General features: G+C 68.4%; 14 protein-coding genes. All 14 read right to left on the reverse strand.

All coding sequences use genetic code 11. From position 1 onward, the window contains the following. Positions 1-4 precede the first annotated feature (4 nt). Complete coding sequence (locus NGR01S_RS22515) at positions 5-313, reverse strand: transposase (protein ID WP_063040026.1); 309 nt, start codon at positions 311-313, stop codon at positions 5-7. Further along, on the reverse strand, positions 310-2,349 hold the full coding sequence (locus NGR01S_RS22520; protein ID WP_063040028.1) for a putative type IV secretion/conjugal transfer ATPase: 2,040 nt from the start codon (positions 2,347-2,349) through the stop codon (positions 310-312). Before NGR01S_RS22520 ends, NGR01S_RS22515 begins: the two co-directional genes overlap by 4 nt. A 7-nt stretch (positions 2,350-2,356) precedes the next feature. Next, a complete protein-coding gene (locus NGR01S_RS22525; protein WP_063040030.1) occupies positions 2,357-3,847 on the reverse strand; it encodes an SCO6880 family protein in 1,491 nt (496 codons plus the stop codon). After that, positions 3,844-5,406: a hypothetical protein gene (locus tag NGR01S_RS22530; protein WP_157107390.1), complete on the reverse strand. Its 1,563-nt coding sequence runs from the start codon at positions 5,404-5,406 to the stop codon at positions 3,844-3,846. The genes NGR01S_RS22525 and NGR01S_RS22530 overlap by 4 nt, the downstream gene beginning before the upstream one ends. Before the next feature lie 5 nt (positions 5,407-5,411). Continuing rightward, positions 5,412-6,218 carry a DUF8175 domain-containg protein gene (locus NGR01S_RS22535; RefSeq protein ID WP_063040032.1) on the reverse strand — a complete coding sequence of 269 codons (807 nt, stop codon included), beginning with the start codon at positions 6,216-6,218 and terminating at the stop codon, positions 5,412-5,414. Further along, on the reverse strand, positions 6,215-6,865 hold the full coding sequence (locus NGR01S_RS22540) for a DUF8175 domain-containg protein (RefSeq protein WP_245664718.1): 651 nt from the start codon (positions 6,863-6,865) through the stop codon (positions 6,215-6,217). The genes NGR01S_RS22535 and NGR01S_RS22540 overlap by 4 nt, the downstream gene beginning before the upstream one ends. Positions 6,866-6,896: 31 nt before the next feature. After that, positions 6,897-7,166, reverse strand: coding sequence for a hypothetical protein (locus NGR01S_RS22545; RefSeq protein ID WP_030521531.1), 270 nt, complete (start codon positions 7,164-7,166; stop codon positions 6,897-6,899). 7 nt (positions 7,167-7,173) lie between these two features. Continuing rightward, a complete protein-coding gene (locus tag NGR01S_RS22550; protein ID WP_030521532.1) occupies positions 7,174-7,473 on the reverse strand; it encodes a hypothetical protein in 300 nt (99 codons plus the stop codon). Between the two features lie 96 nt (positions 7,474-7,569). Beyond that, positions 7,570-8,235, reverse strand: coding sequence for a hypothetical protein (locus NGR01S_RS31160; RefSeq protein ID WP_063040037.1), 666 nt, complete (start codon positions 8,233-8,235; stop codon positions 7,570-7,572). 61 nt (positions 8,236-8,296) lie between these two features. Continuing rightward, positions 8,297-9,166 carry a MinD/ParA family ATP-binding protein gene (locus NGR01S_RS22560; RefSeq protein WP_063040039.1) on the reverse strand — a complete coding sequence of 290 codons (870 nt, stop codon included), beginning with the start codon at positions 9,164-9,166 and terminating at the stop codon, positions 8,297-8,299. Positions 9,167-9,180: 14 nt separating this feature from the next. After that, positions 9,181-10,110 (reverse strand): DUF8176 domain-containing protein, encoded by a 930-nt coding sequence (locus tag NGR01S_RS22565; protein ID WP_063040041.1) that lies wholly within the window; start codon positions 10,108-10,110, stop codon positions 9,181-9,183. Positions 10,111-10,167: 57 nt separating this feature from the next. Next, positions 10,168-11,814 carry a cutinase family protein gene (locus NGR01S_RS22570; protein WP_063040043.1) on the reverse strand — a complete coding sequence of 549 codons (1,647 nt, stop codon included), beginning with the start codon at positions 11,812-11,814 and terminating at the stop codon, positions 10,168-10,170. A gap of 436 nt (positions 11,815-12,250) precedes the next feature. Next, positions 12,251-14,647 (reverse strand): RelA/SpoT family protein, encoded by a 2,397-nt coding sequence (locus NGR01S_RS22575; protein ID WP_063040049.1) that lies wholly within the window; start codon positions 14,645-14,647, stop codon positions 12,251-12,253. Positions 14,648-14,823: 176 nt separating this feature from the next. Further along, the gene (locus NGR01S_RS22580) at positions 14,824-16,401 is read right to left on the reverse strand and encodes an ABC-F family ATP-binding cassette domain-containing protein (RefSeq protein ID WP_063040051.1); all 1,578 of its coding nucleotides are present in this window, start codon (positions 16,399-16,401) and stop codon (positions 14,824-14,826) included. Between the last annotated feature and the right edge of the window lie 61 nt (positions 16,402-16,462).

The following is a 16,462-nucleotide window of genomic DNA, read 5'->3' on the forward strand; positions in this document are numbered from 1 at the left end:
GGGTTCACGTCTCGCGCCGGGTTTCGTTGAGGGTGTCGGCCAGGGCGCGGTTCACCTCCGCGGCCGCCGCCAATTGCTGCTGTAACGCGGCGACCTTGCGGCGCAGGGCGGCCGCGTCCATCCGCTCCAGGCTCGGTCCCTCCGCCGCGCGCACCCAGTTGCGTACCGAATTGGTGTGTACCCCGATCTGTTCGGCGACCAACCGGCACGCCTCCGATTCGCTGCGCAGCTTGCCGGTGAGCGCGAGCACCTGTTCCACCGCGGCGGCCCGGACCTCCGGCGAGACCCGGCGATAGGACCGATGCGGCATCATGAATTGCTCCCGCCTACCGGATACGTACTGTCCGGCGCCGCGGCCTGCTCGGCCGCATAGCGCCCCGGATAGGAGGTGAATTCCTCGAAACGCTGGTTGGTGTCGTGGATCCCGCTGAGTTTCTCGGCCGCGGTGAATTCCATATGGAAGGGAATTCCCGGCCGCCGGTCCTCACCGATCTTCAGCAGGAACTTGCCGGTGCCCGGTGGCGACGGTCTGACCTGTCCCGGCCTGAGGGCCTCACCGGTCAGCGCCTGTGGCGCCGACCAGCTGGTCACCATCTCCTCTTCGGCCGCGGTGAACGGCACCGTGCTGTCCAGCCGTTTGATCTCCTCGGCGGGCAGGGCGCCGAAGATCTTGGCGCGGGCCCGTTCCAGGAAACCGAGGGCCTTGGCGATGGCCGCTTCCGAACCCAACGACTGCAGGTCCTTGATGGTGTGGCTGATCATGATCAGGGCGGTGGCGATACCGCGCTGCAGACGGGTGAGTTCGTCGACCCGGTCGACCATGAAATCGCCCAGGCCCAGCACCTGCCACAGCTCGTCCATCACGACCTGGAAGTACCGCTGCGGGGCCATCCCCGCGTCGGTGAGCGTATGCGCTGCCTCCACGGCGGCGAATCCGTCGGCCCAGCAGGCCAGCATGACGGCGGCCTTGAGCTTCTTGTCCCCGTTCGGGATATGGGACACATCGATGCATACCGCTACCGAATCGGTATCGATCGGTACCGAGGTCTGCCCATTGAACACCGCGCCGAACGGACCCTGGGTGAGGGCCCGCAGCGACCGCCGCAATCCGCGGATCGCCTCGTGGTACTCGGTGGGGCTGTCGGCACCGGCATCGAGCATCATCTCCTCGCCGCCGGCGACAATGACCTCGAGCAGATTCTCCATGATCGGCGGCTGGTCGGGGGTGAATCCGCTGCCCGGCCGGTACAGGATCCGCAGAGCGGTGGAGATCAGTGTCTCCTCGTAATCGCGTACCCGCGCGCCACGCACCAGTTCCACCAGCCCGGCGATCAGTGTCACCTGCCGGGCCCGCAGATCCTGCAGCACCTGCACCTGCAACTCGGGATGCTCCCCCAGCCGCGGCACGATATCGCCGAGCACGCCGCCCGCCAGCGGGTTGAGTTTGCCGTGGCCGTACCCGAGATCGATCACCTGACCGCCGACCAGTTCCACCAACCGCCGATAATCGGGTTTCACATCGGCGAGCACCAGCGGCGTAATGTTCTGCGCGACCCCACCGAGCACGATCCGCCGCACCAGCGACGATTTACCGAAGCCGTTGAGGCCCAGCACGAACAGGCTCGGCGCGGTGATGAAGCTACCGCGCATGAACCAGTTCATCGGATCGAAGCACACCGGAGCCCCGGTGTGCAGATGGGAACCGAGCGGTGTACCGATCAGCGGTGCGCCGGCCCCGACCGACCACGGCCACAGCCCCGCGACCTGCGCGGTGGTGGCCCGGTACTCGACCGGGCGGCCCACCACGTTCATCCGGCCACCGCCGGCCCCGGCGAACCCGCGGTCGGTCAACTGGGCGGTCTGGCGGTCGAATCCGTCCTGGTATTCCTGTTCGGCGCGCGCGGCGTAGTTACGGCGGCGGATATCGTCGGTACGGATCCGGAAGGTGGCCCAGGCGGCCCGGATACCCGCGCCTTCCCGGCTCACCTCCTCGAGCCGCGAGCGGGTGGCCGCGTCGAGCAGCGGCGGGCCCTGTTGCCGGCGCTTCTCGGCCCGCGCCTTCGCCCGGCGGGCCGCCTTGTCGAACTCCGGTGTGCCCATCGCCCGGTCGGCGGCCGTATCGACCCGGTTGCGGCGGGCCCGTTCCCGGGTGCCCGCCGAGCCGTCACGCCCGGTGCGGGTTCGGCGATCGGCCCGCGAGCGTTCGGGATCGTGCCCTTCGGCGGCGCCGGATCCGCGCCGGCCGTCCCGGATATGCCGTTCGTCGTCCCGGCCGGACCGCGCCCGGTCGCCGGTGGCGACCCGGGTTCTGTCGCGCTCCCGTACGGGTGGCTCGTGCTCGCGTGCCATCAGTCGTTCACCCCGCCAATGCTTTGGGAATGGTCGCGTGCTCGGGCAGGATCACCCCGCAACCGAGCGATGCCGCGAAGGCCGCCGCCTGGTAGCGGTAACAACGGCGGATCTTCAGCCGGGCCTGCGTGGACAGGTCGCGCGTGATCGCCTCGATCCGCGGCAGGTCACCGCGATTCGGCTCGGTGATGGTGACCAGGGCGCCGAACCGCGTGACACCGTGACCGCGCGCCTGCTCCTCCCGGGCCTGCTGGGTCGCGCCGACCCGCAGGGTCGCCGACGCCGACACCACACCCCGTTCGCTCTGCTGGGCGACCAGGGCGTTCTTGAAATCGTCGTCGACGATCTCGGCCGCGTCCGCCGCCGAATGCGGCCGGTACACAATGGCGATTCGTTTCCGCGGCACCTCCGGATTCGGCGCCAGCAGCCGCTGCAGCACCCGCTCGTCCACCGCGCCCTCCGGTGCGGTGTCCATTTCCCAGGTCACCGACCGGCCGCCGTCGTGGATGAGGTGATCCCATTTCTCGTCGTGCGAGACCGGCCCGGCATCGGCCCAGTCCAGGCCGTGGCCCTCGGGCTCGCCCGCGGCCACCTCGAGGTCGGCCTGGGAGGCCGGATCGTAGCTGCGCCGGATGAACGAGATCACCTCGTCGGCCGACATGGGCTGCGCCCGGACCCCGGCTTCGGCGAGCGCGGCGCAGATACCCGGTAGCCGGCGGCCGATCTCGACCGCTTCCTCCGCCGGATTCTTGCGCCGCTCGGCGGTGGTCGCCTTGAAGGTGATGGCGACCCGGGGCAGCAGTTGCACCCGCTCCTGCGGCAATTCGGTGGCCAGCTCGTACATCACCTGCTGTGCCAGATCCGGCGCCTCCGGCCGGGTAATGGTGGAAACCTCGGTGAGCAACCGGTTCCCGGTCTCCGGGACAGTATCGATCACCGGCACCACGGCGACGATATCGCTGGTCTGGCCGACCGAGGCGAGGAAGGTTCCCCAGGCCGACACCCACCGGTCGATCACCGGCTGGTCCACCGCCTCATGACCCTGCGGCCACGCCCGCAGCACCACCGTGTACTGCGCGAACTGCGGCAGGTGGATCATCCCGAAGCTGTAACCGCCGGCGTCGATCCCCTCGTAGAGCTTGGAGGGCGCGAGCAACCCCGGCAGCCGGGTGAAACCACCCGGCACCCGGGAGAACCGGCCGCCGCGGTACACGTGCTCACCGCGGTTACGCGAACGCATCCAGTGGAACATCATCAATCCCGTCTCGTAGCCCGAACGCCCACCGCGCCGCATGACGAGGGGGGCCATGATCACCACACCGACCCCGCCGACGACAGCGCCCCATTGGAAACCGCCGATCATAGCGGTGAGCAGCGCGGTGATCACCACCACGAAGCCGAGCACGGTCTCTTCCCACCGCAGCCCGAAAAGTCCGGCGCTGCGGGGCTTCTGCCACAGACCGTAGGAACGGCGTTCGTAGATTTCGGTGCTCGTCATCGCGGGATGGTGCTCCTACCGAGGTCGGGGGAACGGTTGGTCCAGCGGTCGCCCGCCACATCACCCATGGTCTGGTCCGCGCGGGTCATCCCGGCGGTCGCGGCACGGGTCGCGCCCATTCTGTTGGCCACACGGGACGCACCGGACGGTACACCGCCCGGCGACCCACTCGACCGAGGTCCCTGCCCACCGGCCGGCGCGCCGCCGCCTCCGCCACCCCGCGGCGGGGGCATCGGCCGGGGGGCGCCACCACCGCGGCCGCCGCCGGGCGGCGGCGGACCGGCCGCACCGCCCACATAGCCGGCCCGGCCGGGCGCCGCGGCGCCCTTCGCACCGACTGCCTTGGTACCCATGGCGCCCAGACCGGCTGCCGCGATGAGGGTTCCGCCGGTCGCAGTCAGACCCGAACCGCCGCTGCCGACAATGGCGACCGCCGGCGTCACCAACCGCATCAGCGCGGGCAGGACGAACGCGACACTGCACAGCAGCACGATGGCCACCAGCATGCGCTGGGCTTCCTCCGCCTCGGGTAGTCCGCCCGCCGGGGTCATCCCGTCCACGTGCCCGGCGGTGGTGAACGCGATCATGTAGACGATCGCCGCCACCGGTTTCCACAGCATGAAGGCGATGATCCAGCCGACGAGTTTCTGATACGACTGCTTACCGGTACTCATCCCGGAGGCGGCGGCCGCCAGCGGCAGTACACCGGCCGCGATCACCAGCAGGCCCTGCCGGACGATGGCCAGCACGATCTGGGCCAGCGCCCCGAGCAGGCCGACGATCGCGATGATGAGCACCAGACCGGGTGAGAAGGCCTGCAACTTACTGGTTTTCACCATGAGCTCGGCCATGTTGCGGGCATTGCCGTCGGTGGAGTCCTGGATGATCCATTCGGCGAAACGGTCGGAGGCCACGGTGCCGGCCACGATCACCGCGCCCAGCATCCAGGAACTGAACACCACCCGGGTGAACATCCGGAACGATTCGGCCGCCTCCTGCATCGCGCCGCCGCGTCTGGCCTCGGCCAATCTGAGGCCCGTGATGATGATGGAGGCCATCAACAGCAGTATCTGTATCTGATACGTGTAGTCGTTGATCTTGGTGAACAGCGAACCGGAATCGCTGGCCACCTCGTTGGGCACCTTCATCCAGAAGGTCAACGCCAGGATGATGGCTTCGCCCAGACCGTTCATCAGCGAATCGACCACTTTGCCGAAGGTCGAATCCCACGCCTTGTCCTTGACCGCGGTGGCCGCTTCCCCGGGATGGGTGGCGGCATTACCCGCCTTGCAGACCGCCGAGGCGGCGTCGCCGAGCGAGATCCCGGGGATACCGAGCTCGTCCAGCGCATCGTGTATCTCGTTACAGGTCTCGTCGAACCCGTAGGACTGACCGTAGGCCACCACCGGCGTCGCCATCGACACGGTGAAGATCACCGCGAGGATCGTGACGAGCCGTCTGGCCAGCGATACCCGGTACGAGACCGCGGGAGTTCGCTCCCCGCACCCGGAAGGGCTCTCTTCGCGCACTACCTGAGCTTCCACATTTCGTCCCAACATCGGAATCACCATCGAGTCCACCCCTCGAGCGATTCGACATACTCGGTCTGTGTGTTCGGCGAGGTGGTCGGCTTCAGCCGCCAATCCCCCGCGTCCCACACCATGATCAGTCGCAACGTCACCCACACCGGCTTCGCGTCGAGCGCCGGAGCACGCAGCGCCAACCGCACGATCGCCATATCGTCCGCGTAGTCGTCGATCTTGAACGCGTCGGACGCGACGAGGTACCGGGTCACCGATTCGGGCTGCTGTTCGGGCAGCCGATCCGCTTCCAGGGCCTTGTCGTAGGCCGCGATCTGCTGCGCCGAAACCCGCACCTGCCGTACATAGAGATCGCGGTCCGCCGGCCGGGCGTTCAGCCGGTAGGTGATCTGGGCCGCGGCCAGCGCGGCGCCCTGCGGGGTGTGCGAGTACCCCACCGCCAGCCCGTCCTCGATCCGGTTCGGGCCGTCGGAACTCGAGAACGGCACCGACGCCCCGAACACCCGCTGCCAGCCGCGGGGGTCGGTGGTGCCCGCCGGCGCGGCGGTCAGCCAATCGGGGTCGGTCGGCTTGCGTTGCGGAGACGGGTTCTGCGGAAGAACCTGCCCCGCCGGGTTGTTGGGGATATCTATACGCCGGTTGAACACATCCACCTCCGGATCGGCGAATCCCTCGCCCACCGTGGCCGGGGGCGGCGGCGCCGAGACGGGTTCGTCGTCGCGGCCCGTCCACATGACGACGCCGACCACCACGATCAGCGCCAGTACCGCCGCGGAGGCGATGACTCCGAAGGAGACGCGGTCACGCTGATAGGTCTCCTTCCCGCTCACGACGGCGCCTCCACTTTCACTATGTCACTGGGTAATTCGGTCACAGGGTCGATCGGTCGCGTGGTCGAATCCGGGTCCGGCAGTCGTAACCTCCAATCCCGGGCGAACCACTCCACCGTCGTGTGGTTCACCGCTCTCGAACTGTCCGAGTACTCGCTGTACACATCCACCGCGGCGCGCTGGTCGCTGTACTCGGTGATCCGGTACCCCAGCAGCCGCGGCGCGTAGACCGGATCCGCAGGACCACTGATGGACAGCTGCACCCGGTTCACCGCCCATTCGTCCTTCGCCGGGCCCGGAACCACTTCCCGGGCAACAATATTCGACCATTGTCCGTCATCCGCTATCGCCAGGCGCACGGCGTGCACCATGGCGGAGATCCCGGCGCCGGTGGGAGAGTGCTCGAAACCTGTTGCGGCGCCGTTAGTTTGAGCCGTAGGACCCTGATCGCTATGCGGTAACGATACGCCCTGGAACGGCACCCAGCGCACATTCGTCGGGGGCGCCGACAGATCGGGCGGTGCCGCGGCGTCCCCGCCGCCACAGCCCGCGACGCCGGCCAGCAGCAGCGCGGACAGCATCTGGGCAGCCCTGAGGACATACGGCCGGCCGGACCGGCGCGCAGCCGGAATCACGGTCGATTTCATGCGCAGGTCGTTCTCCTCGCCTCGCCCCGGATCATCCGGGCAGGAACGCCAGGGCGATACCGGAGGCGCCGCTGGCCACGATCGCGCCGAGCAGGCTCATGAGCACCCCGTGCGAGGCGTCGTTCATCGCCAGATCGCCCTTGAACGTCAGCCACAGCTTTCCGGCCGAAACGATCATCCACGCCAGACAGCCCATGAGAACGAACCAGAGCAGCCAGTTCAGCAGCTGCATCAACGGTTCCAACACTTCGGCCGGCATCTGCTTGTACGCAAGAACACCGGCCGCCCCGACCAGATCCATTACAACCTCACGTTCCGATGACGGCGTTCATGATGGTGCCGGCACTGGTCGCGACCACGCCGCCGATCATCGCGCCGGCCACCATCTTCGGGGACTCCAGTCCACCGCCGGTCCATTTCTCCCACGCGAACTTGCCGCCCGCGTAGATGATGCCGCAGATCCCGGACAGCAGGACGAACCAGGTGAGGTACCGCACCAGCTGCAGGATCTTCTCCGACCCGGGCGGGGCCTCGGGCGTCGGATTGCCCACCTGGGCCACAACAACGGTGTCGTAGACCTGGTGAACGGCGAGAAGTACGGTGCTCATCGGGTGCCTTTCTCGATAGCTGAGGTGCAACATTCGGTCCGCGCGAGCGCGGGGAGCACGACACGGAATACGTGCTCGACGGCGGCGATCACGGCATCACTCCTCTACGAATCTCGATCGGCCCCGAGTGGGGGCGGCTTCCGATTCCTCCAGCGCGGCACGGGCGGCCGCGACGATTTCCGAACCGAGCTCCCTGATATCCAGGGGGACCTCGTCGAGTGGGTCGATCCGGCGGCGGCGCTGCGGCGCGGTCGCGACACCCGGCGTCCACACCGGTAATTTCTCCGGTTCGACCAGCGTCCACTCCTCGTACCAGGGCACCTGCCAGACCCGGCCGGCCAGTGAGGCGACCACATCGCGGTAGCGCCGGATCTCCGGCGCCATCCGGCCCGGCCGCGCCGCCACCGTGATGAGGCCGAGGACCTGGCTGGGCCCGGCGAATCCCGAATGGTGCTGGCGCAGCAGATCGTGCGCATGGGTCAGTCCGGCGATGGTCTCCCGCGCCACCAGCACCACGAACGGCGATTCCCGCTCGAAGACACCGGGCCAGCGCCGGCCCGAATCCGCGGCAGGGGCCAGCACATGGGCCAGCGAACTGGCGCCCGCGCCGCCGTGGACGCCCAGCAACCACACCAGCGGCGCACGGCCGGCGCCGGGAACAGGACGGTCCCAGACCGCGGCGCGGCGTGATTCCGGCGGCGGTACCACCCCGGCAGTGGTGTTACGTTCGGGTCGGCGAGGAAGATTCATAGCAACAGCCATGATGCCTCCCTCCGAGATGCGGCATATCCGCGGAGCCCGGAGCGCCGGTGCAGGGATCGCATCATGACGCCATCCCGGCGAGTAGTCGCTCGTAGGTCAGCCGCGTCTCGTCGGCGAGTGCGACGTGGCGCACCAGTTCACCGCGTGCCAGGTGCGGGTCGTAGGGCACCTCGACGATATCGCGGACCCAGCCGGCCAGATGCTCGCGCAAATGGTCGGCTACCCGCGAATCGGCGCCACTCTGTTGATGGGAGACCACGATGGTGGTGTCGCCGACAATTCCGCCGCCCATGGGTTCCGACGAGTCGCCGTATTCGTCGTCGAGCCATTCGAGGGTCACCCGCAGGCGGTTGGCCGCGTCGACCCGCGCCGGGATGGTCAGGACCAGCGCCACATCCGCGTCGTCGAGCAAGGGCCGCAGCTGCCGGCTGGCGATCGGGTTGCCGCCGTCGTAGACACCGATGTATCCGGCCTGGTCGACCGCCCGGGCCACGGTGAGATAGCTCGCGCGGCGGCGCAGCGGCGCGGCGTCCCGCCACAGCAGGCCGATACCGGAAGTGGCCCGGGACATACAGTCCTTCAACGGGGCCGGTTCGTCGTCGCCGCGGCCGTACAACCACTGTTGCATGCTGATCGGGTGCAGATGCTCGTCGGCGCCACGCAGGGCCAGATCACCCCCGGCCGGCGTAGCGTCCACCGCGACCGTGGCGGTGCCCGCGAGACCGAGTTCGCCCGCCAATCCGAGCGTGGTGGTCGTGGTGCCGGCGCCGCCGCAGCCGCCCACCACCAGGATCGGCCGGGGCTCGCCGGCCGCACGGGTCCGGGCGCCACCCGGCAACCGCACCACCCGCGCCTTCCGGTCCCCGTCCGGCCCGTCCGTCACCTCGGCATCCGGTGCGGTGTCGAGCCAGCGGCTCCAATCCTCTCCCATCGCAGCACTCTCCTCTATCCGGCCGAGATACCCGTGATGAGGGTGCGGCCGTCGATCACCGCGGTGGTGACCGTTTGCCTGCTGTAGGTAGCGGGCTCGCCACCGGGCCGGAACTCGGTGACCTCGACCGTGTACCGGCCATCGGCCACGGTCACGATGCGCACACAGTGCGTGGTGCCAGGGGCGACACTGTCGATACCGGCCTGGATCACCTCGGCGGAGGACACCGGCGCGGCGGGCGCGACCGCGGCACGCGCTTCGGCGCCGGAACGCTGTACGTAGTAGGCGTATTGGAAGCGCAGCACGGCCTCGGGCCCGGAATTCGTGCCGCCCGGTCCCGCACCACGTACCACCTGTGCGGTCTGTTCGGGCGCACACGCCGCCGCGCCGGAATCGGCGCCGGTGCTCCCGGCGGTGAAGCGCAGGCCCGCGCCCCCGTCGGGCGCGGCGCCGGGGCCGGCGGCACCGGGTGTGCCGGGTGCCAGCAGGTACAGCACCACGGCGGCGGCGATACCGAGCAGCACCACCGCGGCGAGGAGCACTCCGGCGGTCCGGCGCCGACGGGCGCCGGGCTCGGCCTCGATATCGCGGAGCCGGGCCGGGGTACGGCCGATACGGGCCGGTTCGGTGAGTTCCTCGTCGTCGGTCCAGGGAAACCGCACCAGGTCCGCTTCGCGGTCGTCGCCGGGCGCGTCCACCCAATCCGACCAGCCCCCGGTGAATTCGGTACGACGACCGGACAGTTCGGCGGGGGCCGGATCGGGCCGGGCGGTCGCACTACCGGCCTCGGCGATGTAGTCGGGGTACCTGGCGGGGCCGTCCTCGGCCCCCGGGACGGCCTCGCCGCCGGGCTCCGGCGCGTGCGGCGACGCATCCGTGTCGCGCGCCCCCTCCGGCTCCAGCGGACCGTACCATCGATCGAGCTTTTTGTAGGACTTCAACATTCCCCCATTCCCGTGGCGCCGGGCGCATGATCTGGCATCATCGATCCCTCTCGGCGATCAGTTCACGGAGAACGAGTCGGTTTCGGTTGTACGGGGTGTGGGAGTGGTGGTCACCGGACCCTCCGGGGCACCATTGTTCACTCCTGTCCCAAATGGGAATTGTCCCGTACCGGAGGGAGCGGGCGCAGGCGACGCGCCGGGATCGGAACCTGAGAATCCGTTCGGCGCGGGAACTCCACTGTCCGGCATGCTCGGGACCTGCGGAATCGCCTTTTCCGCGACGGGCTCGTGGCCGCTGCCGTGTATCGCGGCGAGATCCCGCGCGGCGGCGGCGAACCAGTCGGCGATGAAGCGGGTGGGTGCCTCACCGGTGGCCGAAATGGCCGCATTACCATAGGCCTGGTGCCGCTGGATGGTGTCCCAGTAGCGCACCCAGGTCGTGGTGTCGAGCAGGGCATGATTGTCGGTGATGTTGTCGACGACCGCGTCGAAAGCCTGACTCACCAACCGGATACCGGTGGTGGGCGGCACGAGCTGCGGTACCGCCCCCAGCAGTTTTACTCCCAGCATCATCAGCGCCGCCGGCGGATTCGCCAGGCCGGCAGTGGCCAGTTCGGCGATCGCCGTGGGGTTCAGCACCGTACGGACCACCGTGACCACTGCGTTCAGCCCGATCATGCCCACTTTCAGCAGGGCTCGCATGGCTCCCGGAATATCCAGCGGGGTCCGCGGATCGGCGGCATCGGCCAGCCGTTCGGAGATCGACTTCTTCGGCGAGATGTTCAGCGTCGCCAGCGAGGTGCCCTGGATATCCTCGTTGACCACCTTGGTGGCCGTTTTGATCGAGGTGAACGCCAGGGCCTGGGCGATGGAGGTGAGCGAGGCGATCGGGTCGCCACCGCTGAGCTTCATCTGCCCCACCACACCGGCCACGGCCTTCAGGATCGGTGCACCCTCGGGCGCATCGCAGGCGAGATCGCCCGCGGCACAGAAACTGGCCACGCGACCGGTGAGCGCACCGAAATTCTCCGCGGTGTCGCGGTCCGGGGCGATACCGCCGCCGGTGGCCGGCGTCTGGTTCAGTGCCGCGATATGCGCGATCTCGGCGCCCTCGGTACCGGGCGCGGGGTCCGGGTTGGCCTTACCCGGCGCACCGGGGAACAGCGGGGCTCCGGCGTTCCTGGTCGGATCACCGATCAAGGCGACGGCGGCGATCTTGTCGGCGGGCAGGCTGCCCTGCCCCTGGCCGATCTCTTGGGCGAACACCGAGGCCACGTGCGCGCCCTGCGAATATCCGACGATCGCGAAGCGGGTCTCGGGGCAGCGCTGCGCCACCGAGCTCGCCATACTGCGCAGCCGGATCAGGCCGCCCTTCACCGAATCCGAATACGGTGTGGCGCTTCCGCCGTCCACCCCGCCGAAGCTGGATTCGTAGGGCACGTAGGCACGCTCGACCAGCCCCTGATCGGGCGCTGCGGCCATGAGCGGCCGGAAGACGGTGGACAGCATGCCGGTATCGGTCGTGGGCGCGGCATCCGGCGAGGATTCACCGGTGCCCTGGATCCCCAACGCGTACAGTGCCGGACACGAGGTCACCGCGAGTTGGGTCGACGGGCCCGCCGGATTCGGCGGTTGAGCGTACGCGGGAGCGGCGAGTGTGCCCGCTGCCGCCGTCGCCACAGCGACGGTGAATGCGATCAGCATCCCCGAGAATCTTGTGCATCCAGCCATAGCGACCCGCAATCAGTCCTACCGCAGTTACCGAGCGCGACGAAACGCAGTAAACGGTAACAGATTCCGGCTATGACCGCTGAAGCGCCGAAGAGTTTACGCAACCCGCCAGCGCGACCCGTACGTGACGCGGCGCGCCGAAGCCCGAACGTTATATTCTTCCGGCGACCCCAGCGGGGCTGCCAAGACCCCGAAACACGGCCGCAGACACGCCTCTTCCGGCCGGAGCGAAGGGGAAAACCGCAGGAGACACCGGCGGTCACCCCGGACACACGGAACCACCGCCCGGCGCCCGCGCGTCGCCGGCCTCAGGGAAGACCGCGGCAGAGGCACAGGTGTACGAGTCCACGGCGCGGCGGGCGCGCGGGCACCCAGGGAGACCACGGCTACGACGAAGGCGCGGAAACGCTCAAGCGGCGGAGGTGACCCGGTACACGTCGTAGACACCCTCGACATTACGGACAACATTCAGCAAATGCCCGAGATGCTTCGGATCCCCCATCTCGAAGGTGAATTTGCTGATCGCCACCCGGTCGCCGTGGGTGGCCACCGACGCGGACAGGATATTGACCTTCTCGTCGGCGAGCACCTTGGTGACATCGGAGAGCAGCCGGGTGCGGTCCAGCGCCTCGATCTGGATGGCCACCAGGAATATCGAATGCGGCGACGGCGCCCATTCGACCTCGATGATGCGTTCGGACTGCCCCCGCAGCGAATCGGCGTTGGTGCAGTCGACCCGGTGCACACTCACCGACCCGCCGCGGGTCACGAAACCCATGATCTCGTCACCCGGTACGGGAGTGCAGCATTTGGCCAGCTTCGCGACGGTCCCCTCGGCGCCGGGGATCAGCACGCCGGCATCGCCGGTGAGCCGCTGCCGCGACGGTGTGGTGGACGGCGTGGAACGCTCGGCGAGTTCGTTCTCGACATCACCGATCCCGCCCAGCTGAGCCATCAGCCGCTGCACCACATGGTGCGCGGAGACCTGATGCTCGCCGACCGCGGTGTAGAGCGCGGAGATATCGCTGTAGTGCAGTTCGTGGGCGACGGCGGTCATGGCGTCGACGCTCATCAACCGCTGCAGCGGCAGTCCGACGCGACGGACCTCCTTGTTGATCTGCTCCTTACCGCTCTCCAGGGCCTCTTCGCGACGCTCCTTGGCGAACCACTGCCGGATCTTGGCCTTGGCACGCGGCGAGACGACGAAGGTCTGCCAGTCCCGGCTGGGCCCGGCATTGGGCGCCTTGGAGGTGAAGACCTCGACGACCTCGCCGTTCTCCAGCTGGCGTTCCAGTGCGACCAGCCGTCCGTTGACCCGGGCCCCGATGCACTTGTGCCCGACCTCGGTATGCACCGCGTAGGCGAAATCCACCGGAGTCGATTTCTGCGGCAGCGTGATCACATCACCCTTCGGGGTGAACACGAAGATCTCGGGCGCTTTGAGGTCGAACCGCAGCGATTCCAGGAACTCCGCCGGGTCGGCGGCCTCGCGCTGCCAGTCGAGCAGCTGCCGCATCCAGGCCATATCGTCGACCTCGGCGGCGTCCCCGGAATGGCGGCCCTTGGTCTCCTTGTAACGCCAGTGCGCGGCGATTCCGAACTCGGCGGTCCGGTGCATATCGTGGGTGCGGATCTGCACCTCGAGCGGCTTACCGTCCGGACCGACCACCGTCGTGTGCAGCGACTGATAGACGCCGTAGCGGGGCTGGGCGATGTAGTCCTTGAACCGCCCGGCCATCGGCTGCCACAGCGAATGCACCACGCCGACGGCGGCGTAGCAGTCGCGCACCTCGTCGCACAGGATCCGGATACCCACCAGGTCGTGGATATCGTCGAAATCCTTCCCCTTCACGATCATCTTCTGGTAGATCGACCAGTAGTGCTTGGGGCGGCCCTCGACGGTGGCAGGGATCCGGGACGCCGCGAGGGTATTGACGATCTCCGCGCGCACCTTCGCGAGATAGGTGTCACGTGACGGCGCCCGGTCGGCGACCAAGCGGACGATCTCGTCGTATTTCTTGGGATGCAGGATCGCGAACGCGAGATCCTCCAGTTCCCATTTGACGGTGGCCATACCCAGCCGGTGCGCCAGCGGCGCGATCACCTCGAGGGTTTCGCGTGCCTTCTTGGCCTGCTTCTCCGGGGGCAGGAACCGCATGGTCCGCATATTGTGCAACCGGTCGGCCACCTTGATCACCAGGACACGCGGGTCGCGCGCCATCGCGATGATCATCTTGCGGATGGTCTCGGCCTCCGCCGCGGCACCCAGGTTCACCTTGTCCAGCTTGGTGACCCCGTCTACGAGATGGGCCACCTCGGAGCCGAAATCCGCGGTCAGCTGTTCGAGTGAGTACCCGGTGTCCTCGACGGTGTCGTGCAGCAGCGCCGCGACCAGGGTGGTGGTGTCCATGCCCAGCTCGGCCAGGATGTTCGCGACCGCCAGAGGGTGGGTGATGTACGGGTCACCGGATTTGCGGAACTGGGTCGCGTGCCGCTCGTCGGCCACATCGAACGCCCGCTGCAATTGGGTGAGATTGGCCTTCGGGTACAATTCGCGGTGCACCGTGGCCAGCGGCTCGAGCACCGGTTTGACCGCCGGGATGCCGCGCTGACCGGTCATCCGCCGGGCCAGCCGGGCACGCACCCGGCGCGACGCCGAACTGGGGACCGCGCCGGAGGAGCGGGTACCGTCGGCGTCGGGCGCGGTCGTCGGGCGCGAACCGGCGGCAGGGGCAGGGGTGGCGGCACCATTCGACTGCGAACCGGACGCCTGCTCGACATTCGCCTCGCCCAGATTCTGAGTCATGCCACCACCTCTCCGTGCCGCGGCAGATCACCGCAACGTTCCAGACCACCAACCTTAACCCCCACAGCATCGTGGGAAACCCCCGCCGCAACACCATCGACATGGATCGATATCCCCAGCCACCCGGTAGAACGCCCGATCGCACCCCGACGTTCCCCCGGCGGCGCGGTCCGGGCTCATTCCACCAGACCGGCCGGGGTCAGTTCCAATTGCCGAGTGACCCCGATCTCGTCCAGGAACCGCTGATCATGACTCACCACGAGCAGCGCGCCCCGGTACGCGGCGAGCGCTTGGGTGAGATGGCCGAGACTCACCAGGTCGAGATTGTTGGTGGGTTCGTCCAGTATGAGTAGGCCGGGCGCGGGCTCGGCGAGCAGCAGGACGGCCAGCGCGGCCCGCAACCGCTCGCCACCGGACAGGGCGGCGGCGGGCACATCGGCGGCGGCACCACGGAACAGGAAGCGAGCGAGCCGGGCGCGGATCCGCTCCGGTGTGGCGTGCGGGGCGGCAGCCGCGACATTGTCGTAGACGGTCCGCTGCTCATCGAAGATATCGAGACGCTGCGGGAGCAGCCGCCAGGGCACCCGGGGCGGTTCCGCGGTGATCCGCCGCAGCAGCGTGGTCTTTCCCACGCCGTTGCGGCCGGTGATCGCCAGCCGCTCCGGCCCCCGTACCGCGAGGGAGACCACCGGCCCGTTGGCCAGTTCGACCCCGTCGAGGTCGAGGACCTCTTGCCCGGGATACAGGCGGGTACCGGCCAGATCGACGCGTATCTCACGATCGTCGCGCAGCATCTCCTCGGCCTTGTCCAGCCGTTCCTCGGCATCCTCCACCTTCTCCAGGTGGTTGCTGCGCAATTTGCCCGCCGCGACCTGCGCCTGCCTTTTGCGCTGGCCCATAATGATCTTCGGTTCGCGTTTGTTCTCGAACATCTTCTGTCCGTACCGCTGCCGCCGATCCAGTTTTATCCGGGCCTGCACCAGTTCCCGCGACTGCCTGCGCACATCGCTGCGGGCCTCCCGGATCGCCGCCCGCGCGCTCTGCTGTTCCTGTTCGACGGCGCGCTCGTAGTCGCTGTAGTTACCGCCGAACAACCGCAACGCGCCGCCGCGGAGTTCGGCGATGGTGTCCATCCGCTCCAGCAGGTCCCGGTCGTGGCTCACCACCACGATGGTCCCGGTGAACTGTGCGACGACCTCGTAGAGGCGGGCGCGGGCGGCCCGGTCGAGATTGTTGGTGGGTTCGTCGAGCAACAGCACATCGGGTTCGGTCAGCAGTTGCGCGCCGAGGCCGAGCAGTACGGTCTCGCCACCGGACAGTGTGGCCAGGCGGCGGTCCAGCTGCTGTACACCGTCGGCGAGGTAGCCGAGACCGAGCCGGCCGAGCATCGCCACCGCGCGTTCTTCGATATCCCACTGCGCCCCGACGACCTCGAAATCGGCCTCGGCGGCGATACCGGACTCGATGCGATGCAACGCTTCTCGGATCCCCGCGATACCGAGTACCGCGTCGACGCGCCGGCCGGCGGCGAGCCCGAGATCCTGGCGTAGATAGCCCAGCTCCCCGGTTACGGTGATCGACCCGCGAGCGGGCAGCAGATCGCGCGCCACCAGCCGCAGCAGAGTGGATTTCCCGGCGCCGTTGGCTCCCACGAGCCCGATATGGCCCGCGGCGAGCACCGCGTCGAGCCCCTCGAACACCGGAATCCCGTCCGGCCAGGTGAAGGAGAGATCGGAGAGAGAAATATCGGCCATGGCTGCCCCTGGAGGTATCGATACGGAAGCGACGCGCAGAATGCGGGCCGCACGAGCGACT

It is taken from the genome of Nocardia grenadensis NBRC 108939 (genome assembly GCF_001613445.1).
Taxonomy (GTDB): Bacteria; Actinomycetota; Actinomycetes; order Mycobacteriales; family Mycobacteriaceae; genus Nocardia; species Nocardia grenadensis.